The organism is Methylobacterium sp. A54F (assembly GCF_053346035.1).
On the sequence record NZ_JBKFBF010000019.1, the window covers coordinates 54,557 to 78,438 of the forward strand.

Genomic DNA, 23,882 nt, shown 5'->3' on the forward strand with positions numbered 1-23,882 from the left:
AAAGGCCGTCGTGCTGGACTATGGTGCCGCGATGGACAGCGCCGCCGCCCTCGCCATTCTCCGAGCGCATGCGGACGAATTGCGCCGTCGCGGCGTGCGGCACGCCGGCATTTTCGGGTCGGTGGCGCGCGGGGAGGCGCGGCCCGACAGTGATCTCGACCTGTTGGTCGAAATCGACTCCGAACAGGTGCGCGACGTCTACGACTATGTCGGCATCGTCCAGTACCTCGAGGAGCTGTTTCCCGGCCCAGTCGATATCGCGAACCGGAACGCGTTGAAGGACAGCGTCCGCCCGGGCGCCCTTCGCGATCGCATCGATGCGTTCTGACCGCGAGCGCCGCGCGCTGACCGTGATCGCCGTGTCCTCGCTCATGATCTGGCGCACCGTGCAGGAGCGCATGGCGGATCTGATCGCGGCCTGCGAGGCGGAACTCGATTCAGGATCCGCACCCGCTCCCTGAGTATCCATCGCCCTCACGCCTCCGCGGCATCCTCCGCCTTGTGCGGGCGGAGCTCCGGCGGGACCGGGGCGGCCTCGACCTCGGCGGCCGGGTCGTCGGAGCGGCTTTCCCGGCGGCTCGACTCGACGAAGACGCGGGCCTCGCCCTCCTTCACGCCGAGGCTGCGCAGCGCATAGAAGCTCATGCCGAGCGCGAGCTCGCGCTCGCCCATCAGCACGAGGCCGACCTTCCGCTCCTCCAGGCGCCGGCGCTCCGCGTCGCTGTGGGTGCGGATCAGCGTGTCGATCCCGGGCTTCACGCCGCGCGCGATCTCGATGAGACGCTCGGTGTTGTGCGAATCCGGCGTCGCGATCACGAGGATGCGGGCGCTGCCGATATCGGCCGCCTCCAGGATGCCGGGGGCCGCGGCGTCGCCAAACACCGCGTCGAGGCCGCGCTCGCGCAGGTCGAGCACGCGCCGCCGGTCGCGGTCCACCACCACGTAGGGCAGGTCCCAGGTCGCCAGGGCCTCGCCGATGCTGCTGCCGACGCGGCCGTAGCCGACGATCACCGCGTGATCGCGCCGGCCGGAGCGGGAGCCGCCCATCGCGACCTCGCCGGCGCCCCGGCGCTCGAACCGGCCCGCGAGGTTCGGCCGGTCGGCGACGTAGCGCTCGATGCGTCCCGCGAGCGCGAAGGCGAGGGGGTTGAGGGTGATCGAGAGCAGCGCCCCCCCGAGGATCAGGTCGCGGCCCTCCGTCGGCAGCAGCTTGAGGGACAGGCCGAGGCTCACGAGGATGAAGGAGAACTCGCCGATCTGCGCGAGGCTCGCCGCGATGGTCAGCGCCGTGCCGACCGGATGCTTGAACGCGAGGACTATCGCCACCGCCGCGAGCGACTTGCCGAGGATGATCACCCCGAGCACGGCGAGCACCGAGAGCGGCTCCCGCAGGAGGATGCCGGGGTCGAACAGCATCCCCACCGAGACGAAGAACAGCACCGCGAAGGCGTCCTGCAGGGGCAGGGAATCGGCCGCGGCCTGATGGCTGAGGTCGGACTCGGCGAGCACCATCCCGGCGAAGAAGGCGCCGAGGGCGAAGGAGACCCCGAACAGCTCCGCCGAGCCGAAGGCGATGCCGAGCGCCAGCGCGAGCACCGCCAGGGTGAAGAGTTCCCGGGAGCCCGTGCGGGCCGCCTGGTCGAGGAGCCAGGGCACGAGGCGGCGGCCGCCGACGAGCATGACGGCGGCGAAGACCGCGACCTTCGCGATCGTCAGTCCGAGGGTCAGCCAGAGGTTGCTGCCGTGAGCGGCCCCATGGGCCCCGTCGCCGCCCGCGCCGCCGAGGGACGAGGCCAGCGCCGGCAGGAGCACGAGCGCCAGCACCATGGCCAGATCCTCGACGATCAGCCAGCCGACCGCGATGCGGCCCTTGTCGCTGTCGAGGATGGCCCGCTCCTCCAGCGCGCGCAGCAGCACCACAGTGCTCGCGACCGAGAGGGCGAGGCCGAAGACGAGGCCTGCTCCGAGGCCCCAGCCCCAGGCGAGGGCGAGGCCGCCGCCCATGGCCGTCGCGACGCCGATCTGCACCACCGCGCCGGGCAGCGCGATGCTGCGCACCGCCATAAGGTCCTTGATCGAGAAGTGCAGGCCGACGCCGAACATCAGCAGGATCACGCCGATCTCGGCGAGCTGGCCGGCGAGCTCCCCGTTGCCCACGAAGCCCGGGGTGTAGGGACCGATCAGCACGCCCGCCAGCAGGTAGCCCACCAGCGGCGGCAGGCGCAGGCGTTGCGCGGCCATCCCGCACACGAACGCGACCACGAGGCCGAGGGCGATGATGGCGATCAGCTCGGTGGTATGCGGCACGGTCGGGCGATCTCCGGGGCTGCGATCGGCGGGCGCGGGGCGTCCGCCCGTCCTGGCGAGGCGTGATGACGGGGGCTCGGAACCCTCCCTAGCCGAGCGGCGCGCCGAAATCCGTGCCCGTTTGCACCTGCGGTGCCGCTTCGCACAGTCAACCGCGGGAAACTTCGATCGGTCCGTGCCGCTCACGCCCGCGTGAAACCGGAAGATGCAACGCTCGGTTGGTGATCTGGAACGCGTCCTCCCGGGGGGAGGCACCGGAGATCGGCGCATGACATCGGGCCAACCTAGTTCGGGCCGAACCACCTCGGGCCGAACCACCTCGGGCCAAGACGCACCGCACCAGACCACGCCGGGCGGTGCGTCGGATCGGGGCTCGACCCTCTGGACGCTGGCGCTGGCCACCGCGCTCCTCGGCTTCGTGGCGCTGCCCCGCAGTCGCGCTCCCGCCTCCGCCGGGTCGCATCGGGGCGCGGCCGACGCCTCGCGCGCGCCTTCGGATTCGCACGAGGGCAGCGCGGCGCGCGCGGTCGCGCGCAGCCAGGACGAGCGCGGCCGGCAGGCCTCCACCCCGTCCGAGATCCCGGCCGCGGGCTGGAAGGACATCGCCCTGCGGGTGTTCCACGACATCAGCGAGAACCGCATCGTCTCGGTCGCGGCCGGCGTCACCTTCTACGTGCTGCTCGCGATCTTCCCCGGCATCGCGGCGCTCGTCTCCTGCTACGGCCTCGTGGCCGACGTGGGCACGATCAACCAGCACCTGGCGAGCCTGCAGGGGGTGCTGCCCTCGGGGGCCCTCGACATCATCGGCGAGCAGGTGAAGCGCATCACCGAGAAGGGCGACACCACCCTCGGGGTGACCTTCTTCACCGGCCTCGCCCTGTCCATCTGGAGCGCCAACGGCGGCATGAAGGCCGTCTTCGACGCGCTCAACATCGTCTACGAGGAGCGCGAGAAGCGGAACTTCTTCTGGCTGAACCTGCGCTCCCTCACCTTCACGGCCGGGGCGCTCCTGTTCATCGTCTTCGCCCTCGCCGCCATCGTGGTGCTGCCGGTGGTGCTCAACACGATCGGGCTGGGGGAGGGCGCCTGGCTCGTCGCGCTGCTGCGCTGGCCGGCCCTCCTCGTCGCCCTGCTGCTGGGCCTCGCCCTGATCTACCGCTACGGCCCGAGCCGGGACGCGCCGCGCTGGCGCTGGGTGACCTGGGGCAGCGCCCTCGCGGCCCTGCTCTGGCTCGTGGGCTCGGTGCTGTTCTCCTGGTACGTGGCGAACTTCGGCAAGTACAACGACACCTACGGGTCGTTGGGCGCGGTGATCGGCTTCATGACCTGGATCTGGATCTCGACCATCATCGTGCTGATCGGCGCCGAGGTGAATGCCGAGATGGAGCACCAGACCGCCCACGACACCACGGTCGGCCGGCCCCAGCCCCTCGGCACCCGCAAGGCCCGGATGGCCGACACGCTGGGCCACGCGAGCTGAGGGACCGGCCGCCAGACGGACCGGCGACTAGGTGCGCGGGCGGACCGCCTGTAGTAGGCTCGTCCGCCATGGATCGGGCAACCGTCATCGCGATTCTGCGCACCAACGAGGACGAGCTTCGACGGCGCGGCGTGCGGCATGCCGCCCTGTTCGGCTCGCTCGCACGCGGGGAGGCGGATGCCGCGAGCGACATCGACCTCCTGATCGACCTGGATCGCGGCGCGATCCGCGACGTGTTCGCCTATGCGGGCCTGTGCCGCTTCATTGGCGGGCTGTTTCCCGGGCGGGTCGACGTCTCGGACCGCGCCACGCTCAAGCCTCCGGTGAGGCGAAACGCCGAGCACGATGCCGTCCCGGCTTTCTGAGCGTGAGCGGGGCGCTTGCAACGACATCATCGAGAACGGCCTGGCGGCCCGCGGCTTCATCGCCGGGATGTCGTTCGATGCCTTCGCGTCCGATCAGCGGACGCACGACGCGGTCGTGCGCTGCATCGAGATCATCTCCGAGGCGAGCAGACGGCTCGGCCCGGAGCTTCGCGCACGTCACCCGCACATTCCCTGGCGGGACGTTGCGGACGCCGGCAATCTCTATCGCCACAGCTATCATCGGGTTGCGCTGGACATCGTCTGGAAGACCGTCCACGACCCCTTGCTTGAGATCATCGCGGCCTGCCGTGCCGAGGTGGAGCCGCCGGCTCCCTGAGGCGCGCCGCTCCGCCCGAGGCCGAGACACGTCCGCCCCATGAGCGCCGAGACCCAGCCCGCACAAAAGCCCGTCGGCTCCGGCGATCAGGTCCTCCTGGTCGACGGCTCGTCGTTCATCTTCCGGGCCTACTTCCAATCGATAAATCAGCCGGAGCGCTACAACTTCCGGCCCTCGGACGGGCTGCCCACCGGCGCCGTGCGCCTGTTCTGCGCCAAGATCGCCCAGTTCGTGCAGGAGGGCGCCGCCGGCACCTGCCCGACCCACCTCGCCATCGTGTTCGACAAGTCCGAGGGCTCGTTCCGCAAGGAGATGTTCCCGGACTACAAGGGCCACCGGCCCGACGCGCCGGACGACCTGAAGCGGCAGATGCCGCTGATGCGCGACGCGGTGCGGGCCTTCGGCCTCATCCCGATCGAGCTCGAGCGCTACGAGGCGGACGACCTGATCGCCACCTACGCGCGCCAGGCCGAGGCCCGCGGCGCGGGCGTCATCATCGTCTCCTCGGACAAGGACCTGATGCAGCTCGTCGGGCCGCTCGTGCGCTTCTACGACTTCGAGTCGGGCGCCAAGGGCAAGCCCGGCTACCGCCCCGAGCGCAACCTCGACGTCGAGGCCATCGTCGCCAAGTGGGAGGGCCTTCAGCCGGGCCAGATCGGCGATGCGCTGGCCCTCATCGGCGACACCTCCGACAACGTGCCCGGCGTACCCGGCATCGGGCTCAAGACGGCGGCGGCGCTGATCAAGGAGTTCGGCAGCCTGGAGGCGCTGCTGGAGCGGGCGGGCGAGATCAAGCAGCCGAAGCGGCGCGAGACGCTGCTCGCCAACGTCGAGCAGGCCCGCCTCTCGCGCCGGCTCGTGGCGCTGATGGAGGACGTGCCGGTCCCCGTGCCGCTCGACGACCTCGCTCTGCCGAAGCCCGACCCCGAGCGTCTCGTCGGCTTCCTCAAGGCGATGGAGTTCAACACGCTGACGCGCCGCATCGCCCAGATGCTGCACGTCGATCCCGAAGCGGTGAAGCCGGACCCGAAGCTCCTGCCCGGCGGCACCGCGCACGCCTACGCCAACGCGGAGGGCGGCAGCGACGCGGTGCCGTTCTTCGGCGACAGCGTCCCGCCCGACCCCGAGACCGCGGCGGCCGGTGCCGAGCGGCCGGACGGCGCCGCCCCGCCGCAGGGCGCGGCGGAGGTCGACCCCTTCGCTGATCTCGGCCTGCCGGACGTGACCCCGAAGCCGCGGGCGCCAGCCGAGCCGACGCCGTCGAACCTCGTCGCCGCCCGCGCCGCGGAGGCCACGAAGCCGTTCGACACCGCCGCCTACGAGACGATCCTGACGCCCGAGCAGCTCGAAGCCTGGATCGCGGAGGCCCGCGAGGCCGGCGTCGTCGCGGTCGATACCGAGACCGACGCCCTCGATGCGAACCGGGCCGGCCTCGTCGGCGTGTCGCTCGCCGTGGCGACGGGTCGGGCCGCCTACATTCCGCTCGCCCACATCCGCGTGCCGCAGGCCGGCGACCTGTTCGGCGGCGAGGCGGCGGGCGACCCCGGCGGCCGGCTGCCGGAGCAGATGCCCCTCGACACCGCGCTCGGCCTGCTCAAACCGCTCCTCCAGGATCCGTCGGTCCTGAAGGTCGGCCAGAACCTCAAGTACGACTGGCTGGTGCTCGCCCGCTACGGCATCGAGGTCGGCCCCTACGACGACACCATGCTGATCTCCTACGTCCTCGATGCCGGCAAGGGCGGGCACGGCATGGACGAGCTGGCCCGGCGCCACCTCGGCCACCAGCCGATCACCTTCTCGGACGTGGCCGGCACCGGGCGCGCGAAGGTCACCTTCGACAAGGTGCCCCTCGACAAGGCCACCGCCTACGCGGCCGAGGACGCGGACGTGACGCTGCGCCTGTGGCGGATGATGAAGCCCCGCCTCGTCGCCGAGCGGCGGGTCGCCGTTTACGAGACCCTGGAGCGGCCGCTCCTGCCCGTGATCGCCCGGATGGAGCGGGCGGGCATCCGCGTCGACCGCAACATGCTGAGCCGCCTCTCCGGCGACTTCGCCCAGACGCTGGCGCGCCTCGAGGAGGAGATCCAGGAGGATGCCGGCGAGACATTCTCCGTGGGCTCCCCGAAGCAGATCGGCGACATCCTGTTCGGCAAGATGGGCCTGCCCGGCGCCAAGAAGACGCCCTCGGGCCAGTGGGCGACCCCCGCGACGCTCCTCGAGGAGCTCGCCCAGGCCGGCCACCCGCTGCCGCGCAAGATCCTCGAATACCGCCAGCTCTCGAAGCTGAAGTCGACCTACACCGACTCGCTGCAGGAGCACGCCGACCGCGAGTCGGACCGGGTCCACACCTCCTTCTCGCTGGCCGCCACCACCACGGGCCGGCTCTCCTCCTCCGAGCCGAACCTGCAGAACATCCCGATCCGCACCGAGGAGGGCCGCCGGATCCGGCGGGCCTTCGTGGCGGCGGCGGGCAACCGCCTGATCTCGGCCGATTACAGCCAGGTCGAGCTGCGGCTCCTCGCCCACATCGCCGACGTGCCCCAGCTCCGCCAGGCCTTCGAGGACGGCATCGACATCCACGCGGCGACCGCCTCGGCGATGTTCGGGGTGCCGCTCGGCGAGATGACGCCGGACCTGCGGCGGCGGGCCAAGACCATCAACTTCGGCATCATCTACGGCATCTCGGCCTTCGGCCTCGCCGACCGCCTCGGCATCCCGCAGACGGAGGCCTCGGCCTTCATCAAGCAGTACTTCGAGCGCTTCCCCGGCATCCGCGCCTACATCGACGACACCAAGCGCTTCTGCCGGGACAAGGGCTACGTCACCACCCTGTTCGGCCGGGTCTGCCACTACCCGCAGATCCGCTCGAACAACCCACAGGAGCGGGCGAGCGTCGAGCGCCAGGCCATCAACGCCCCGATCCAGGGCACCGCGGCCGACATCATCCGCCGGGCCATGACCCGCATGGAGGGGGCGCTCGCCGCCGAGCGGCTCTCCGTGCGCATGCTCCTGCAGGTGCACGACGAGCTGGTCTTCGAGGCGCCCGAGGAGGAGGTGGACCGGGCGCTGCCCGTGATCGCCCGGGTGATGGAGGAGGCGCCCTCGCCCGGCATCACCCTGCGGGTGCCGCTCGCCGTCGAGGCGCGGGCCGCGGCGAACTGGGAGGAGGCGCATTGAGGGAGACCGGCCGCCGGCAAGGCGCCGAGGCCTACCTCTGAGGCGCAGACCTCAGGCTCGACCGGTGTTGAACGCGACGGCCGCCATGATGAGGGCCCTGAAGGCGGCCTCGTCGACCGCGTCGCCCTCCCGCAGGTCGATCGCCCGCCGCGTGCCGCCGTCCAGCCCGGCGTTGAAGAGGCCTGTGGGATCCGGCAGCGAGGCACCCCGCGCGAAGGTCAGCTTGACCTTGTCCCTGTAGGTTTCGCCCGTGCACAGGATGCCTGCGTGCGACCAGACCGGGACACCCAGCGGGTTCGATGGCTTCCGCCATTTCACGTCTTCGGCGACCTCGGGGTCGGCCTGCCGGATCAGCCTCCGGACGGCGGCCAGCATCGTCCCGCGCCAGTCGTGAAGTGCGGCGATCCTCGCATCGATGGCTTGGCCCCCTGTGCCGGCATCCTCGCCCGCGCGCTGAGGCGCCGCATCCGCGTTCCCGGTAGCCATCGGCATCTCCTCTCGCGTGCTCCCGTACTCACCCCTGGCGGCGCCAGGTCCGCGATGGCCGATGGCTCGGCGCCTTGGGGGCCCGAGCCGCGGCGGCCCCTCCTCGAAGACCCGGTCCGCTCCGATCAGCAGGTCCCGCGCGTTCGGCGGCACCGGGAACCCATAGCCATCGGCCGTGCGCTCCCAGACGAGGCGGCCCTCCGCGTGGCAGGTTGCCGGGGGACGGCAGGGGTCGCGCGGGCGGCCATGTCCACGCGCGCTCTCCCCTGCTAAGGCATCCGCCCGATGCCTCACACCGTCGCCGCCCTCTATCGGTTCACGCCGCTCCCCGACGCGGACGCCCTCGTCGCGCCGCTGCTGGCCTTGTGCGAATCCCTCTGCCTCGCCGGCACGTTGCTCCTCGCCCGCGAGGGGATCAACGGCACCGTGGCCGGCACCACGGAGTCGATCGCGGCCTTCCTCGGCGAACTCCGCGCCGGCCCGCTCCTCGGCGGCCGGCTCGACGGGCTCGAATGCAAGCTGTCGCGGGCCGACGCGCCGCCCTTCCGGCGCATGAAGGTGAAGCTGAAGCCCGAGATCGTCACCTTCGATCGCGGTCGGACCGACGCGACGGGCGACGTCGGCATCCGCGTCGCGCCGGCCTCCTGGAACGCGCTCCTCGACCGGCCGGACGTCCGCGTGATCGACACCCGCAACGCCTTCGAGGTGGCGCTCGGGACCTTCTCGGGTGCCGAGAACCCGGGCCTCCGGTGCTTCGGCGACTTCCGCGCCTACACGGATACCCTCGATCCCGGCGAGCCGGGCGCCATCGCCCTGTTCTGCACCGGCGGCATCCGCTGCGAGAAGGCGGGCGCGTACCTCCGGGCGCGCGGCTTCGCGAACGTCCACCTCCTCCAGGGCGGCATCCTGAAGTACCTGGAGACCGTGCCGGAGGCCGAGAGTCGCTGGCGCGGCGACTGCTTCGTCTTCGACGGCCGCATCGCCCTCGGCCACGGCCTCGGCGAGCGGCCGGACCACCCGCCCGAGGCCCTGCGATGAGCGACGACGCGAGCCGCATCGACCGCCTCGAGATGCGCCTGACCGAGCAGGACCTCGTGATCGAGGACCTCAACCGGACGATCACCGAGCAGTGGCGGCTGATCGACCGGCTGGGCCGGCAGGTCGCGGCGCTGACCGAGCGCGTCGAGGCGGCGGCCGAGCGCGGCGCCTCCGGCGCGCCGGAGCCGCCGCCGCCGCACTACTGAGCCCTACGAGAAGCTCGCCTGGCTCACGAACTTGGTGGCGAGGTAGGCCTCCAGCGCCTCGGCTCCGCCCTCGCTGCCGTAGCCCGAATCCTTGACGCCGCCGAACGGCGTCTCGGGGAGCGCGAGCCCGTGGTGGTTGATGCCGAGCATGCCGCTCTCGACGCGGGACGCGACCCGGGCGGCGCGCTCCGCCGAGCGGGTGTAGGCGTAGGCCGCGAGGCCGTAGGGCAGGCGGTTCGCCTCTGTCAGCGCCTCCTCGTCCTCCGAGAAGCGCTGGATCGCCGCCACCGGCCCGAAGGGCTCCTCGTTCATCAGGCGGGCCGAGAGCGGCACCTCCGTGAGGACGGTCGGCTCGAAGAAGTTGCCCCGGTTGCCGATGCGCTTGCCGCCGGTGCGCAAGGCGGCGCCCTGCGCGGTCGCATCGGCCACGAGGCCTTCCATGGCTTCGAGGCGCCGGCCGTGGATCAGGGGGCCCATCTTCGTCTCGGGGTCGAGCCCGTCGCCGACCCGGAGGCCCTCGCTCAGGGCGACGAAGCCGTCCACGAAGCGGTCGAAGACCGAATCGTGGACGAGGAAACGGGTCGGCGCCACGCAGACCTGGCCGGCGTTGCGGTACTTGTTGGCGCCGAGCACGGACACCGCCTTCTCGACGTCGGCATCCGCGAACACGATCGCGGGGGCGTGCCCGCCGAGCTCCATCGTCACCCGCTTCATGTGGCGTCCGGCGAGGCCCGCGAGCTCCTTGCCGACCGCCGTCGAGCCCGTGAACGAGATCTTCCGGATCACCGGGTGCGGGATCAGGTAGGCCGAGATCGCGGCCGGGTCGCCGTAGACGAGGGAGAGGCAGTCGGCCGGCACGCCCGCGTCGAGGTAGGCCCGCACCAGCTCCGCGCAGGAGGCCGGCGTGTCCTCGGGGCCCTTCAGGATCACCGAGCAGCCGGTGCAGAGGGCGGCGGCGATCTTGCGCACGGCCTGGTTGATCGGGAAGTTCCAGGGCGTGAAGCAGGCCACGGGGCCCACCGGCTCGCGCACCACGAACTGCATCACCCCGTCGGCGCGGGGCGGGATCACCCGCCCGTAGGCGCGCTTGCCCTCCTCGGCGAACCAGTCGGTGACGTCGGCCGCCACCAGCGTCTCGGCGCGGCTCTCGGCCAGCGGCTTGCCCTGCTCCAGGGTCATCAGGCGGGCGATCGTCTCCACGCGCTCGCGCAGGAGGTCGGCGGCGCGGCGCAGGACCTTCGCCCGGTCGAAGGGGCCGACCCTGCGCCAGGCCGCGAAGCCGCGCTCCGCCGCCGCGAGGGCGTCGTCGAGGTCGGACCGGGTCGCCACCGCGAGCCGGCCGATCGCCTCGCCGGTGGCGGGGTTGAGGACCGGCAGCGTCTCCCCGTCCGCCCCGGCCCGCCAGCGGCCGGCGACGTGCAGCTCGACATCCGGGTAGCTGGGCGCGGCGTTCGGGGGCGAGGAGGACATCGGGGTCGGGCTTCCCTGACAGGGGGCGCCGGCGGCGCCCGGGACAGCCTTGTCGACCCATCCGGGGTCGCCCGCAAGGTGGCGCGGTAAGTCGCCCTCAGGCGGCGACGCGCCGGTCCACGGCGTCCCGGCCGAGCACCTGGGCCCGCTCCCCGCGGCGCGCCTGCAGGGTGCCGCCTTTCGGGACGACCTTCCAGCCGTCGCGGCAGCCGTCGATCGGCTCGGAGACCACCACCAGCCCCTGCGCGTCCTCGCGGTAGTAGAGGCTCGGCGGCCGGCCGTCGCAGGCCCAGCGATAGGCCGTGAGGGTCTCGCCGTCGGTGAGGAGCGCGGTGAAGCGCAGGGGCTCGCAGACCGAGGCGGCCTGCATCAGCCCGCGCACCGTGGCGAGCGTCTCGGCCATCGCGCCGAGCGGGTCCTCGATGAGGCCGTTGGCCAGCGCCAGCAGGAAGATCGCCTCGGAATCGGTGGTGCCGCGTCGCCCGTCGTAGAACGCGTCCGGGATGAGGGCTTCGAGGCGCCGCTTGATCCGGTGATACCCGCCGATCTGGCCGTTGTGCATGAACATGTGCCGCCCGTGCACGAACGGGTGGCAGTTCGCCCGGGCGGTCGCCGTGCCGGTGGAGGCGCGCACATGCGCGAAGAAGGTCCGGGCCCGGACCTGGGCGCAGAGGCTGACGAGGTTCTCGTCCGACCAGGCGGGGGAGACGTCGCGGTAGATGCCGGGCTCCGGCCGCTCGCCGTACCAGCCGATCCCGAAGCCGTCCCCGTTGGTCTCGGTCTTTCCCTCGTCGGCATGGAGCGACTGGTGCACCAGCGAGTGGGTCGGCGCGCAGACCAGCTCGGAGAGGAAGACCGGCTCACCGCTGTAGGCGAGGAAGCGGCACATGGCTGACCAGAACCCCCTGGGACGAGTCGGGCGGGACGCGCTTCGGTCTTAGCAAGCCGCGTTCCGCTTCGGCTCCGCTGTCGTCGAACCGTAACATTCGAGCGTTCGTGGTGAACAGTTTCTTAATGCAACGCAGCATGGCGGGAGTTTGGTCGCCGGGCCGGCTTCGGCGCCACGCCGCCGGAAATCGTTGGGGATTCGGGATCAAACCCGACTCTTGTCGATTGAAATTTAGCGGCGCAGCATGGCCGGCGGGGAATCAGCGGCCCGCTGCGAGGCCGCGAACCCGAGGCATCACGCGCATCCCGAAGAACAAGGAGGCTCCATGGGCCAAGCTCTGCCTGACTGTCCGGTCGCCCTCGTCGTCGAGGACGACGCGGCTGTCCGCAACCTCGCGACCGCGGTCCTAGAGGAGACCGACCTCGACGTGATCGCCTGCGAGAGCGCCGAGGCTGCGATCTCGGTGCTGGAGCGCCCCGACGTCAACGTCGCCTTGCTCTTCGCGGACGTGCGCCTGCCCGGGCAGATGGACGGCCTCTCGCTCGCCCGCACGGTCGGCGACCGTTGGCCGGATGTCCGGGTGATCGTCACCTCGGGCTACGACGAGGGCGGTTCCGAGCGCCTGCCGCGGCAGGCCGTCTTCATGCAGAAGCCCTGGCGGGCCCTCGACGTGCTGGTCCAGGCCGAGCGCGCGACCGTGGCTGCCGCCCGCGCGGCCTAAGCACGACGCAGAAAGGCCCGCGTCGCGCCTGCGACCGGGCCCTTCGATGGGGAACGAGCGGGGCGGCTTGAGCCGGCCCCGGCGCGATCAGGCCGACTGCGGAGCGCCGGCTGCGCCCTGCTGCGGGGCCGAGGCGGCGGACGGAGCCGCGGAGGGGAAGCCGGGGCGGCGCGGACCGGCACCGAAGCGGGGCTTCGGCTTCGGAGCGGCGATCAGGCCCTCGCGGATCGCGGTCTTGCGCGCCTGCTTGCGGGCACGGCGAACGGCCTCAGCCTTCTCGCGCGCCTTGCGCACGGAGGGCTTCTCGTAGGCCTTGCGCTGCTTCATCTCACGGAAGATGCCCTCGCGCTGCATCTTCTTCTTCAGGACGCGCAGCGCCTGATCGACGTTGTTGTCGCGAACGAGTACCTGCAACGGTCTTGATCCTCTGAACGAAATGCTTCGGTCGGCACCGGCATCGCGCCCCGTCGCTGTGCGGGAAACCGACAAACGCCCCTGGCCCGGGGGCTACCCGGGAGGGACGGCGATCGGTCGGTCGCGAGTCGGCGCAGAAACTACACCTGAGGCGGCTTCTACACGAAGGCCGCCAGCATTCCAACTGTCTCAGTAGCGCGTGGTCAGGGCGACGAGCCAGTCCGGCGAGGCGCCGACCAGATAGGCCTCCGCCCGCTTGTCGAGGCCCGACAGGATCATCAGCCCGGTCACCGCCAGCAGCACGCCCAGCGCCGGCTTGAGGACCCGCGCCCCGGCGGAGAGCCGTGTCCGCCAGCGCAGCAGCGCCCCGCGCGACAGCAGGCCGAGGGCGAGGAGCGGCAGGGCCGCGCCGACCCCGAAGGCGAGCATGACCAGCGCGACCTCGCCCAGGCGCTCGCCCTTGGCCGCGAGGAGCGAGGCGGCCCCGAGCGTCGGCCCGACGCAGGGCGCCCAGACCGCACCGAGCAGGAGGCCGACGCCGAACTGCCCCGGGAGCCCGCCCGCCGAGAAGCCGCCGAACCGGTGCTCGACCCAGGCGCCAGCGGGTCCGCCCGCCGCGGCGAGGCGCGCCTGAAGGCTCGGAAGGGCCAGGACGAGGCCGAGGAGGATCAGGAGGATCGCGGCGGCCGCGCGGAAGAGGCCGGTGTCGAGGCCGATCGCGAAGCCGACCGTCGCCACGAACAGGCCGATCGCGGTGAACGACAGCGCGAGGCCGCCCGCCAGGGCGAGCGGCCCGAGGCGGTGCTCCCCGGCGGCGGTCCCGAGCACCACCGGCACCAGCGGAAGCACGCAAGGGGACAGGATCGAGAGGAGGCCCGCGAGGGCCGAGAGGCCGATCAGGCCGAGCATGAGCGCGTCCGCAACCTTCGTTGCGCGCAATCTGCCGCCCGGGCGACCGGGCGGCAAGGGGCGGATGCGCCCTCAGGCGGCCCGGACGGTCTCGACGAACCGCGAGACCTCGGCGCCGAGGTGCTCCGACTGGCGCGACAGCTCCGAGGCGGAGGCGAGGAGCTGGGCGGCCGCCGCTCCGGTCTCCTCCGCGGCGCCGGCCACGCCCGAGATGTTGCCGGTGACGGCCGCGGTGCCGCTGGCGGCCCGGGCGACGTTGCGCACGATCTCCTTCGTGGCGGCGGCCTGCTCCTCCACCGCCGCCGCGATCGAGGTCGCGACCTGGCTGATCTCCGTGATCCGTCCGGTGATACCGGAGATCGCCGACACGGCCTGGCCCGTCGAGGCCTGGATGCGGGCGATCTGGCCGGCGATCTCGTCGGTGGCGCGGCTCGTCTGCGCGGCGAGCTCCTTCACCTCCGTGGCGACGACCGCGAAGCCGCGCCCCGCCTCGCCGGCCCTGGCCGCCTCGATGGTGGCGTTGAGCGCCAGCAGGTTCGTCTGCCCCGCGATGGTGGAGATGAGCTGGACCACGTTACCGACCTGGGCGGCCGCATCGCTGAGTTCACGCACGAGTCCGGCCGTCTGTCCGGCCTCGTCCGCGGCGAGGCGGGCGAGTTCCGCCGAGCCGTCCGCCTGGCGGCCGATCTCCGCCACCGAGCCGCCGAGCTGCTCGGCCGCGGCCGAGACGGTGGCGACGTTCCCGCTCGCCTGCTCGGCGGCCGCCGCCACCGTGGTCGATTGCGCGGCGGTCTCGGTGGCGGTCGCGGTCATGCCTTGGGCGGTCGCCTGCAACTCGGTGGCCGAGGCCGAGACGACCCCGACGATGCCGCCGATCGCGGCCTCGAACGAATCCGCGAGCTCCAGCATGGTCGCCTTCCGCTGCGCCTCGACGCCGGCCCGGGCGAGCTCCGTCTCCTCTTCGAGTGCGCGGGTGCGGATCAGGTTCTCCTTGAACACCTGCACGGCGGCGGCCATCGCGCCGACCTCGTCGGTCCGGCCGGTGCCCGGGATCGCCACCGTGACGTCGTTGGCGGCCAGCCGGCTCATGGCCTGCGTCATGCCGCGGATGGGCCGCGTGACGCTCGCATGGAGCAGGAACAGCGCGCCGATCGCCGTGGCGATGGTCGCGGCGGTGCCGACGACGTTCGCGAGGCGCGAGCCGGCAGCGGCCGCGTCGGCCTCCTTGGAGCGCTGCCCCAGGAGCGAGCGCTCCATCTCGCCGATCTCGGCGGCCTTGGCGCGCACCGCGTCCATGGAGGCCTTGCCGCTGCCGCTGGTCTCGATCGCCCGCGCCTGATCCCGCGTGGCGGGATTGCGCATCAGCGCGATCGCGCGCTCGGCCACCTCGTCGACCCAGCGGCGCGCGAAGCCGTCGAGGGCCGTGAGGCGGGCCTGCTGCACGGCGTTGTCCGCCGTCAGCTCCCGGGCCCGCGCCAGGGCGCCGGAATAGACGGTTCCGCCCGTGCGGTAGGGCGCCAGGAAGTCCTCCGATCCCGACAGCAGGAACCCGCGCAGGCCCGTCTCGCGATCGACCATCGACCCGGTGATCTTGTCGACTTCGTCGAGGACCGCGTAGGTGTGCGCCGTCCAGTGCCCGGTCCGCTCCAGGGTGTCGAGGCTGCGCCAGGATGTGGCCGCGATCCCGAGGCTCACCACGATCATCAGGCCCATGGCGAGGCCGATCTTCATGCCTAATCTGATATTGGACCACCGCGCCATCATGGATCGCAATCCGTCTTTTCGATGCGGGGCCAACCCCACGCATCCTATGCACGGATTCCACCACGACGTGCTGAAGGGCGGCTCAACGCGGGCGCTCGTGAACGACGCTTCCTCGCCCGCGATTTGTCGAAAGCAGTTCGCCCGCCGGAATGGCGGGCGAGGCATGTGAACGATAATTGCTCAGGCGCGGAGCGGGCGCCTCAGGCCGCCGATGCGATTCCGCCGGACTCCGCCCGCGCGGTCTCGGCGACGAGGTAGGCGTGCGCCTCCTCCCGGCGCTCGAAGATGTGCGGCGCGAGGCCCCGGCGGCTCAGCGCCTCCTGCATCTTCAGGCGCAGGAACGCGCTCGTCGCGTAGCGGGTGGTGGTCAGGTAGTGGTGCTTGCCCAGGTACTCGATCAGCTCGGCATAGTCGTCGTAGAGGTTCTCGCCGATGCGGAACCCGTCGTGGTTGACGATCGAGTTGACCCGCTGGCCCGCCCGCAGGCACGCGGTCTCCAGCACCTGGCGCAGGGCGTCGATGTCGCCCCGCGAGCGCACCTGCCAGCCTTCGAGGTTCACGAAGAGGAGGTTGCGCTCCTTGTCGTAGCTGACCCGCTCGTGGAGGTTGAGGTTCAGGAGGTCGGCGAGGAGCTCCATCGGCTCCTCGGCGAAGATCCGGCGGTCCATGAGGATGGGGTTCTCGATCACCGGCACGAAGTCCATGTGCGAGAGGATGTCCCGGCCGATGTCGATGCCCGGCGCCACCTCGATCAGTTCGAGGCCGCGCTTCGTCAGGTGGAAGACGCAGCGCTCCGTCACGTAGAGCACCGGCTGCAGGCGCTCCTGCGCGAACGGCCCGCTGAAGGTGTTCTGCTCGACGAGCGACACGAACTTGCGCGCCTTGCCCTCCTGGACGATGCGCAGCTTGCCCTCGTCGACCGTCGTGACGAGGCCGCCGCTCGTGAAGGTGCCGGCGAAGACCACCTTGCGGGCGTTCTGGCTGATGTTGATGAAGCCGCCGCAGCCGTTTAGGCGCCCGCCGAAGCGGCTGGTGTTGACGTTGCCGTGGCCGTCGCACTCGGCCATGCCGAGGCAGGTCATGTCGAGCCCGCCGCCGTCGTAGAAGTCGAACATCTGGTTCTGGTCGATGATGCAGTCGGCGTTGGTCGCCGCGCCGAAGCTCGATCCGGAGGCCAGCACCCCGCCGACGGCGCCCGCCTCGGTGGTGAGCGTGATGTAGGGGGTGACCTTCTCCTCGGCGGCCACCGAGGAGATGCCCTCCGGCGCGCCGACGCCGAGGTTGACGACGCCGTTCGGCGGCAGCTCGAAGGCCGCGCGCCGGGCGATGATCTTGCGGGCATCGAGCGGCATCCGCTTGAGGCCCGCCACCGGCACCCGGATCTCGCCCGCCAGCGCCGCGTCGTGCTGCACCCCGTAGTTCATGCGGTGCTGCTCGGGCTCGGCCACCACCACGCAGTCCACGAGCATGCCGGGCACGCGCACGTCCTTCGGCTTGATCGAGCCCTGCTCGACGATCCGCTCCACCTGCGCGATCACGATGCCGCCGTTGTTGCGCGCCGCCATCGCCTGGGCGAGGTTGTCCAGGGTCAGCGCCTCCTTGGCCATGCAGAGGTTGCCGGACGGGTCGGCCGATGTCCCGCGGATGAAGGCGACGTCGATCTTGGTGGCCGTGTAGAACAGCCACTCCTCGCCCCCGACATCGACGAGCTTGACGATCTCCTCGGTGGTCAGGTCGTTGACGCGCCCGCCTCCGTGGCGCGGATCGACGTAGGTGTGCAGCCCCACCTTCGAGAACAGGCCCGGCTGGCCCGCCGCGCAGGCCCGGTAGAGCTGCGAGATCACCCCCTGCGGCAGGTTGTAGCCGCGGATGCGGTTCTCCTGCGCGGCCTGCGCCACCTTCGGCATCCGCCCGAAATTCGCGGCGATCACCCGCGTCAGCAGGCCCTCGTGGTGCAGGCGGCCGGTGCCGAGACCCTTGCTGTCGCCCGCGCCCGCCGTCATGATCAGCGTGAGGCCGCGGGGGGCGGCGGTCTCGACGAACCGCTTCTCCAGCGCGGCATGGAGGGCCTCGGGGATGCAGCTCTGCACGAAGCCCGTCGTCGTCACGACGTCGCCGTCCCGGATGAGCGCGATCGCCTCTTCGGCCGTGATGACCTTGTTCTTCTTCATGGGTCGCGCGTTCCTCCTGGCGACTCCACCTTGATCGTGCGGCGCAAGTGATACCTTGCTCGAACGGCGACCGGGAAGTCTTAATCCGACGTAGCCGCGGAGGTTAGAGTTGGTCAATCACCCGCGCAAGCGGTTGAATCCGCGCGCAAATTGCATCCATTATTCGCGTGCTTGCTGCTTGCGAGCGTATGGCTGCCCGTGTCACTTGAATTGATCGCACGCAAGCTTTTGTGCACTGCACGCGTGCTTGTTCGCGAAGCCTCCCCTGGACGAGCCGCGTAGCGGCAGGACGGAGGCCGCGCATCGGAGCGGGAGACCCCGGAGGGCTGCGGCGGCGGCATGGCACGAGGGCGACGCAGGGCGGATCTTGAGGCCGAGAACGCGCGCCTCCGCGGCCTCATTCCCGAGGCCGGATCCGCCGCGGGCGCGGAGGCCGGGGACGCGCCGTCCGGCTTCTCGCAGGGCGAGCTGCGGCTGCTCATCGAAACCATCCCGCAACTCGTCTGGCGCGCGCGGGACGACGGCGAATGGACGGGGGCCGGCCCGCAATGGACGGCGTATACCGGGCAGGCGGAGAGGCGCGCCCTGGGGGCCGGCTGGCTCGACGCCGTCCATCCCGAGGACCGCGAGGCGACGGTGCGCAGCTGGCAGGAGGCTGACGCCCGCGGCAGCTTCGAGGTGCTGCATCGCCTGCGGCGGGCGGAGGACGGCGCCTACCGCTGGTTCGAGACCCGTGCCGTGCCCCTGCGCGACGGAGACGGGCGCCGGGTCGCCTGGTTCGGAACCTCCACGGACGTGCACGAGCTGCGGACGCTGCAGGAGCGCCAGTCCGCCCTGGTCGCCGATCTCCAGCACCGCGCGCGCAACCTCCTCGCGGTGATCCGCCTGATCGTGCGCCGCTCCGCCGAGACGGCCGAGACCGTCGAATCCTACGCCGCTCACCTCGAAGGGCGGATCAACGCCATCACGCGGGCGCAGAGCTCCGCGCTCCGGGATCCCAGACAGGGCCTCGACCTGCGCGCCCTCATCGCCGAGGAGCTGTTCGCCCACCTCGCGCACGAGGGGCGCCAGGCGCACATCGCGGGCCCGCGCGTGCTGCTGCAGCCCCGGGCCGCTGAGCTGTTCTGCCTCGCGATCCACGAGCTCGCCACCAACGCGATCGAGCACGGCGTGCTGATGCGGCCCAAGGGCACGATCCACGTCACCTGGGAGATCCGGACGACGCCGGCCGGCGAGCGGCTGGTCCTGACGTGGCTGGAGCGCGGCGGACCCCGCGCCGCGGCCGCCCCGCTCCGCCAGGGCTTCGGGCGCGAACTCCTCGAACGGACACTGCGCTACGAGCTGCAGGCCGAGACCGAGCTGGATTTCGCTCCGGGCGGGCTGCGCTGCATCATCGATCTGCCGTTCGGACCCCGGATCGGCGTCCGCACCGAGGAGCCCTGACGGGCGTCGCGCGGGGCCGGCCCCCTCAGGCGAACAGAGCGCGGGCCAGTTCCCGCGGCTCGACGGGTTTCAGGCAGTGGCGGATGCGGGCGAAGCGGGCCGGTATCGCGTCCAGGCCGTATCCGGTGGCGAAGACGAAGGGCACGCCGCGGCCGAGCAGAGCATCGGCGAGCGGGAACGCCATTTCGCCCCGCAGGTTCAGGTCGACGACCGCCGCGTCCGGCACCCGCGGCCCGCCGAGCAGGCGCATCGCTTCGGCCAGGGTGGCAACCGGCCCGACAACTTCGGCGCCGTCCGCCCGGAAGCTGCGGGCCATGTCCTCGACGATGTAGTAATCATCCTCTGCGAGAAGGATCCGGCGGCCTTGCAAACCGGCATAGTATGGTTGCACGGGCCCGCCCTTTCGCAGAGCCGCAGATCTGCAGCCTTCGAAATCCATACATCAAAAACCCGATCGGCGCATCCATTCGCGAGAGAGCGATGTCGTCGGCGATTGATCGGAATCAAACCGTTCGCAGATGTCGACGCGCGATGCGATTTGGGTGTCAGGCCAAGAGGCCGCGGCAACCGGGCTGCATCGCTCAACGGCAGTCGAGCGGCCTGTTCCACGGCTAAACCCGGTGTGACGCGACCGACCTCGCGCGGCGGAGTCAATTACAACCAAAGATTTTACTGATGAGCGTCTCCCCGGTATCCTGCTTGCACCTGTCGCACGGTGTCACCGGGGGCGAGGGCTGGCGCCATGACGACCGATCGGCTCAGATCATCCGAGGGCCGGCGAGCGCGGCTCCTCCGCGGCGCTGCAAGCTTCGGCCTGGACCTCGCGGAGGCGATCGGCCTCGTCGTGCTCCTCGCCCTGGCCGGGCTGCTGCTCTCCGGCGCCGTCCTGTATCTCGCGCTCCACAGAATCTGTGCCGCCTGCGCGCCGATGCGGGCCGGAGAGGGGCGGCGGTAGCGCGGCCGGCGCCGATGCACTATTCCGGTCCCCGGACACACCCGGCCGGCAGCACGAGGCGAGCGTTGGCGCAGCACTGGACCGAGCAGGCCGCCCCCGGAGGCGGTCGGTGACGCAGCCCGACCCGCGCGTGCGCTTCCTGATCGCGGGCGTGCAGAAGGGCGGCACGACCGCCCTCTTCGCCTATCTCAACGGGCATCCCGGCCTCGACATGGCCGCCTGCAAGGAGGTCCACTTCTTCGACCGCGAGGAGGGGGTGGACTGGGCGCAGCCCGATTACGCCGCCTACCACGCCGCCTTCGGCCCGGCCTCGGACCGGGTGCGAGGGGAGGCGACGCCGATCTACATCTACTGGCCGCAGAGCCTCGCGCGCATCCGGGCCTACAACCCGGCCATGCGCCTCGTCTTCCTGTTCCGCGATCCCGCCGAGCGCGCCTACTCGCACTGGCGGATGGAGCGCGGGCGCGGCTACGACGCGATGCCCTTCGGCGAGGCGATCCGGGCGGGCCGCGCCCGGGTGGACGACCCCGCGGCCCCGGGGCACCACCGGGTGTTCTCCTACGTGGAGCGGGGCTTCTACGCGGCGCAGCTCGACCGGGTCCACGCCCTGTTCCCGCGCGAGCAGGTGCTGGCCCTCACCTCCGACGCGCTCTCCAAGGACCCGGACGGCACTTTGGCGCGCGTCTGCCGCCACATCGGCGTCGCGCCGCCCCCGCCGGGGCAGGCGCCGGTCCGGGCCAACGTAGGCTCCGACTGGGGCAGCGTGCCGGACCTCGCGGCCGACGACCGGGCCTATCTCGACGACCTCTACCGCGAGGACGCGGCCCGCTTCACCGCGCTGACGGGCCTCGCCTTCGGGAAGGCCGCGCGATGACCGACCTCGCGCTCTACGTGCCTTCGGCCTCGTTCGAGGCAGTCAAGAACCCGTTCGGTAAGGATACGGCCAATCTCGGTCTGTTTCAGGCGCTCGCCGAGCACGGCGGCTTCGGCGAGCTGACGGTGCTGGCCCCGGAGGCGGTGCCGATCGCCTCGCTGTCGGGGCCGCTCCTGCGTGGGCGGCCCAGCAAGACGCGCCTCAACGCCGGCAGCATCCACGACACCGGTCTCGCCGCCCGGGCGGGGGCGCTCCTGCGCGGGAAGGCCGACCTCGCCGATCTGGCTTGGCTGCGCCGCGCCGCGGGCGACCGCGCCTACAGCCTCGTGGGGCTGGTCCACACCCTCGCCCCGCCCGCGATCCGCGAGTACATCGCGGCGGCGAGCCTCGCACCGGTGCAGCCCTGGGACGCCTTGATCTGCACCTCGCCAGCCGTCCGCGATGCGCTCGATACGCTGTTCGAGGAGTACGGAGCCTTTCTGGCCGACCGCTTCGGCGGCACGGCCCGCCCGAAGCCGCAGCTTCCGCTGATCCCACTGGGCGTCGAGGGCGCGACACTGGCCGCGCAGGCCGACCGCTCCGACGTGCGGGCGAGCCTGCGCCAACGGCTCGGCCTCTCCGAGGACGACGTCCTGGTGCTCTGGCTCGGACGCCTGTCCTTCTTCGAGAAGGCCTATCCGCAGCCCATGTTCCGGGCGATCCACGAGGCGCGGGCGCGCTCCGGCAAGCGCCTCTGCTTCGCGATGGCGGGCTGGTTCCCGAACGGAGAGGTCGGGCGCTCGCTCTACGAGGAGGCCGCGCGGGCCTACGCCCCGGAGATGCCGCTCTTCATCCTCGATGGGAACGACCGCGGCCTCGTGGAAGGTCTCTGGGCAGCCTCCGACATCTTTCTGTCCCTCGTCGACAACATCCAGGAGACTTTCGGGCTGACGCCGCTGGAGGCGATGGCGGCGGGACTGCCGGTGGTCGCCTCCGACTGGGACGGCTACCGCTACACCATGCGCCACGGCGAGGAGGCCTACCTCGCCCGCACCCTCGGCGGTCCGGCCGGCAGCGCCGGCCGCCTGATGAGCGCCCGTCACGTGCTCGGCATCGAGGCCTATCAGGCCTATGTGGGCACCGTAGCCCAGTTCACAGCGGTGGATGTCGACCAGGCCGCCGACGGGCTCGCCCGTCTCGCGGCCGATCCGGACCTGCGCCGCCGCATGGGCCGGGCCGGGCGTGAGCGCGTGCGGACGATGTTCGACTGGCCCGTCGTGGCAGCCGAGGTGCGCAGGCTCATCGAGAACCTCGCGGCCGAGCGGAAGGCGGCCGCGCCCTTCGGTGTCGGCGTCGGCCCGGAGACCAGTCCGGTGAAGGGCGACCCGTTCGCAGATTTCGCGCTCTTCGCCAACGCGGTGCTGTCGCCGGCGCTGCGGGTCGCCCTTTGCCCGGGCGCCAGCATCGAGGCCGTTCAGGCAGAGCTCGCGCGCAGCGCCGGAGTCCGCCTCGACGGGTTCGCCGCCAACTGGCGGGCGAACCAGGGGGAGTGCCGCGCGCTCATCGATCACATTGGTGCGCACGGGCCCGTCTCGGTCGGTGACATCGAGGCCAGGGTGCCGGCGCAGCGGCGCGAAGCCGTGCGCTTGGCTCTCGTCTGGCTGTGCAAGCTCGGCCTCCTCGCCTGGGACGCGCCCGGCTCATCGTCCTGAACGAAGCGGAACCGCAGCATGAGCACGGACACCGACCTCACCACCCGCGCCGAAGCGATGATCACCGGCCTCGATGTCGGCCTGTTCCGGGCGCCGTCCCAGACGAAGCCGAGCGACCGGCGCAGCCTGCTCCTCCTGCAGAATCTCGTGCGCCAGCGCTTCGGTCGCTACGGTTACGTCGAGATCGGCTCCCATCTCGGCGGCACCCTGGTGCCCCACCTCGCCGATCCGCTCTGCGCCTCGGTCTTCTCCATCGACAAGCGTCCGGAGTCGCAGCCCGACGAGCGCGGCACGGTCTTCCACTACCAGGGCAACTCGACCCGGCGGATGATCGAGACCCTCGCCGAGCATCTGCCCGAGGCTGCCCTTCTCAAGCTCTCGACCTTCGACGGGGACGCGACCGCCCTTGCGCCGGACGCCGTCGCGCCGGGCCAGCGCCTGCTCTTCATCGATGGCGAGCACACGAACCGCGCCTGCTTCTCGGACTTCCTGCGCCTCTACCCCTTCGCCGCTGCCTCCGGCGTCATCGCCTTCCACGACGCGAACCTCGTAGCTGACGCGATCCTCAACGCCGAGGCGTTCCTGGCCTACCAGGGCGTACCCCACCGCCTGCTCTTCCTGCCCGAGACGGTGGCGGCGATCCTGATCGGTGAGGCCACCGCGGCGGCGGAGGCGCTGGGGCGCCATGCCCACGACCGCGAGACCTACCTGAGGACCTCCCGCGAAGGCCTGCAGCGCATGGTGGCGGCCCACGTCGCGACACTTGCCGGATCCTGACGGCGATCTTCGACGTCCGCTCCGTGAATATCCAGCCGGGATCCCCCGGAAACGCGATGTGACTTCCGCGCATCGCGCATGACGGATTCCACTTTCGGCTGCGGCTTCACCGACGGGCTATCCTTTCCATTTTACGCCAAGTTAACCATCCGCACACAGCTTGCTGCAAGGTCGGGACTCACCCGTCAAATCCGGCCGCACTGCGATTTCATCTCGAAATTGCATGTGGAGCGAGCATTGAGCGATGCCTGTATCCGAAAATCTCACCGATATACTGTCGCGTTCGCCTAGTTTTTCTGGTCTTTCCGATGTTGCGGCGGGTGCGGGGCGCAGCGTGGCGGAGGCGCCGGTCTCGTTTCGCAGCCTGATCGGGCAGCCGGGGTACTACTACAACGCAGCCAGCAACAT

General features: G+C 71.4%; 23 protein-coding genes. 14 read left to right on the forward strand and 9 right to left on the reverse strand.

Annotated features, from left to right (window positions below; genetic code table 11):
- The first annotated feature begins 10 nt into the window (after positions 1–10).
- Together ACLBXP_RS23340 and ACLBXP_RS23345 are read left to right on the forward strand one after the other, a co-directional pair.
- Complete coding sequence (locus tag ACLBXP_RS23340; protein ID WP_447670224.1) at positions 11–328, forward strand: nucleotidyltransferase family protein; 318 nt, start codon at positions 11–13, stop codon at positions 326–328.
- Entirely contained in the window at positions 318–461 is a 144-nt protein-coding gene (locus ACLBXP_RS23345) for a hypothetical protein (RefSeq protein WP_447670225.1), read from the forward strand. The genes ACLBXP_RS23340 and ACLBXP_RS23345 overlap by 11 nt, the downstream gene beginning before the upstream one ends.
- A gap of 13 nt (positions 462–474) precedes the next feature.
- Here ACLBXP_RS23345 and ybaL read toward each other — a convergent pair whose 3' ends face one another.
- Positions 475–2,307 (reverse strand): YbaL family putative K(+) efflux transporter, encoded by a 1,833-nt coding sequence (ybaL, locus tag ACLBXP_RS23350; RefSeq protein ID WP_447670226.1) that lies wholly within the window; start codon positions 2,305–2,307, stop codon positions 475–477.
- 268 nt (positions 2,308–2,575) lie between these two features.
- On the opposite strand from ybaL, the gene ACLBXP_RS23355 reads away from it, so the two are divergent.
- From ACLBXP_RS23355 to polA, 4 genes are all read left to right on the forward strand, one after another.
- Positions 2,576–3,787: a YihY/virulence factor BrkB family protein gene (locus tag ACLBXP_RS23355; protein ID WP_447670227.1), complete on the forward strand. Its 1,212-nt coding sequence runs from the start codon at positions 2,576–2,578 to the stop codon at positions 3,785–3,787.
- A gap of 68 nt (positions 3,788–3,855) precedes the next feature.
- On the forward strand, positions 3,856–4,152 hold the full coding sequence (locus ACLBXP_RS23360; RefSeq protein WP_447670228.1) for a nucleotidyltransferase family protein: 297 nt from the start codon (positions 3,856–3,858) through the stop codon (positions 4,150–4,152).
- Positions 4,133–4,489: a HepT-like ribonuclease domain-containing protein gene (locus ACLBXP_RS23365; protein ID WP_447670229.1), complete on the forward strand. Its 357-nt coding sequence runs from the start codon at positions 4,133–4,135 to the stop codon at positions 4,487–4,489. Before ACLBXP_RS23360 ends, ACLBXP_RS23365 begins: the two co-directional genes overlap by 20 nt.
- Positions 4,490–4,528: 39 nt before the next feature.
- A complete protein-coding gene (gene polA, locus ACLBXP_RS23370) occupies positions 4,529–7,666 on the forward strand; it encodes a DNA polymerase I (protein WP_447670230.1) in 3,138 nt (1,045 codons plus the stop codon).
- 51 nt (positions 7,667–7,717) lie between these two features.
- Here polA and ACLBXP_RS23375 read toward each other — a convergent pair whose 3' ends face one another.
- Positions 7,718–8,158 (reverse strand): DUF1801 domain-containing protein, encoded by a 441-nt coding sequence (locus ACLBXP_RS23375; protein ID WP_447670231.1) that lies wholly within the window; start codon positions 8,156–8,158, stop codon positions 7,718–7,720.
- Between the two features lie 279 nt (positions 8,159–8,437).
- Here ACLBXP_RS23375 and trhO point away from each other — a divergent pair, with 279 nt between their 5' ends.
- Both trhO and ACLBXP_RS23385 read left to right on the forward strand, forming a co-directional pair.
- A complete protein-coding gene (trhO, locus tag ACLBXP_RS23380; RefSeq protein ID WP_447670232.1) occupies positions 8,438–9,190 on the forward strand; it encodes an oxygen-dependent tRNA uridine(34) hydroxylase TrhO in 753 nt (250 codons plus the stop codon).
- Complete coding sequence (locus ACLBXP_RS23385) at positions 9,187–9,396, forward strand: SlyX family protein (RefSeq protein ID WP_447670233.1); 210 nt, start codon at positions 9,187–9,189, stop codon at positions 9,394–9,396. The genes trhO and ACLBXP_RS23385 overlap by 4 nt, the downstream gene beginning before the upstream one ends.
- A gap of 3 nt (positions 9,397–9,399) precedes the next feature.
- Here the strand turns inward: ACLBXP_RS23385 and ACLBXP_RS23390 are convergent, their stop codons facing one another.
- On the reverse strand, positions 9,400–10,866 hold the full coding sequence (locus ACLBXP_RS23390) for an NAD-dependent succinate-semialdehyde dehydrogenase (protein WP_447670234.1): 1,467 nt from the start codon (positions 10,864–10,866) through the stop codon (positions 9,400–9,402).
- A gap of 97 nt (positions 10,867–10,963) precedes the next feature.
- On the reverse strand, positions 10,964–11,755 hold the full coding sequence (locus tag ACLBXP_RS23395; RefSeq protein WP_447670235.1) for a class II glutamine amidotransferase: 792 nt from the start codon (positions 11,753–11,755) through the stop codon (positions 10,964–10,966).
- 325 nt (positions 11,756–12,080) lie between these two features.
- On the opposite strand from ACLBXP_RS23395, the gene ACLBXP_RS23400 reads away from it, so the two are divergent.
- Complete coding sequence (locus tag ACLBXP_RS23400) at positions 12,081–12,476, forward strand: response regulator (RefSeq protein WP_447670236.1); 396 nt, start codon at positions 12,081–12,083, stop codon at positions 12,474–12,476.
- An 87-nt stretch (positions 12,477–12,563) separates the two neighbouring features.
- On the opposite strand, the gene rpsU is transcribed toward ACLBXP_RS23400, so the two are convergent.
- The 4 genes from rpsU to ACLBXP_RS23420 form a co-directional block, all read right to left on the reverse strand.
- Positions 12,564–12,890, reverse strand: a complete 327-nt coding sequence (gene rpsU / locus ACLBXP_RS23405; RefSeq protein WP_447670237.1) for a 30S ribosomal protein S21 — start codon at positions 12,888–12,890, stop codon at positions 12,564–12,566.
- A gap of 189 nt (positions 12,891–13,079) precedes the next feature.
- Entirely contained in the window at positions 13,080–13,799 is a 720-nt protein-coding gene (locus ACLBXP_RS23410; protein WP_447670238.1) for a cytochrome c biogenesis CcdA family protein, read from the reverse strand.
- A gap of 72 nt (positions 13,800–13,871) precedes the next feature.
- On the reverse strand, positions 13,872–15,530 hold the full coding sequence (locus tag ACLBXP_RS23415) for a methyl-accepting chemotaxis protein (RefSeq protein WP_447670239.1): 1,659 nt from the start codon (positions 15,528–15,530) through the stop codon (positions 13,872–13,874).
- Positions 15,531–15,763: 233 nt separating this feature from the next.
- A complete protein-coding gene (locus tag ACLBXP_RS23420; RefSeq protein ID WP_447670240.1) occupies positions 15,764–17,734 on the reverse strand; it encodes an acyl CoA:acetate/3-ketoacid CoA transferase in 1,971 nt (656 codons plus the stop codon).
- 339 nt (positions 17,735–18,073) lie between these two features.
- On the opposite strand from ACLBXP_RS23420, the gene ACLBXP_RS23425 reads away from it, so the two are divergent.
- Complete coding sequence (locus ACLBXP_RS23425; protein WP_447670241.1) at positions 18,074–19,177, forward strand: HWE histidine kinase domain-containing protein; 1,104 nt, start codon at positions 18,074–18,076, stop codon at positions 19,175–19,177.
- Positions 19,178–19,202: 25 nt separating this feature from the next.
- On the opposite strand, the gene ACLBXP_RS23430 is transcribed toward ACLBXP_RS23425, so the two are convergent.
- On the reverse strand, positions 19,203–19,616 hold the full coding sequence (locus ACLBXP_RS23430; RefSeq protein WP_447670242.1) for a response regulator: 414 nt from the start codon (positions 19,614–19,616) through the stop codon (positions 19,203–19,205).
- Positions 19,617–19,919: 303 nt separating this feature from the next.
- Here ACLBXP_RS23430 and ACLBXP_RS23435 point away from each other — a divergent pair, with 303 nt between their 5' ends.
- The 4 genes from ACLBXP_RS23435 to ACLBXP_RS23450 all read left to right on the forward strand — a co-directional run bounded on the left by ACLBXP_RS23435 (position 19,920) and on the right by ACLBXP_RS23450 (position 23,474).
- On the forward strand, positions 19,920–20,132 hold the full coding sequence (locus tag ACLBXP_RS23435) for a hypothetical protein (RefSeq protein WP_447670243.1): 213 nt from the start codon (positions 19,920–19,922) through the stop codon (positions 20,130–20,132).
- A 109-nt stretch (positions 20,133–20,241) separates the two neighbouring features.
- The gene (locus tag ACLBXP_RS23440; protein WP_447670244.1) at positions 20,242–21,006 is read left to right on the forward strand and encodes a sulfotransferase domain-containing protein; all 765 of its coding nucleotides are present in this window, start codon (positions 20,242–20,244) and stop codon (positions 21,004–21,006) included.
- The gene (locus tag ACLBXP_RS23445; RefSeq protein WP_447670245.1) at positions 21,003–22,697 is read left to right on the forward strand and encodes a glycosyltransferase family 4 protein; all 1,695 of its coding nucleotides are present in this window, start codon (positions 21,003–21,005) and stop codon (positions 22,695–22,697) included. Before ACLBXP_RS23440 ends, ACLBXP_RS23445 begins: the two co-directional genes overlap by 4 nt.
- Before the next feature lie 18 nt (positions 22,698–22,715).
- Entirely contained in the window at positions 22,716–23,474 is a 759-nt protein-coding gene (locus tag ACLBXP_RS23450; RefSeq protein ID WP_447670246.1) for a class I SAM-dependent methyltransferase, read from the forward strand.
- Positions 23,475–23,882: the final 408 nt, after the last annotated feature.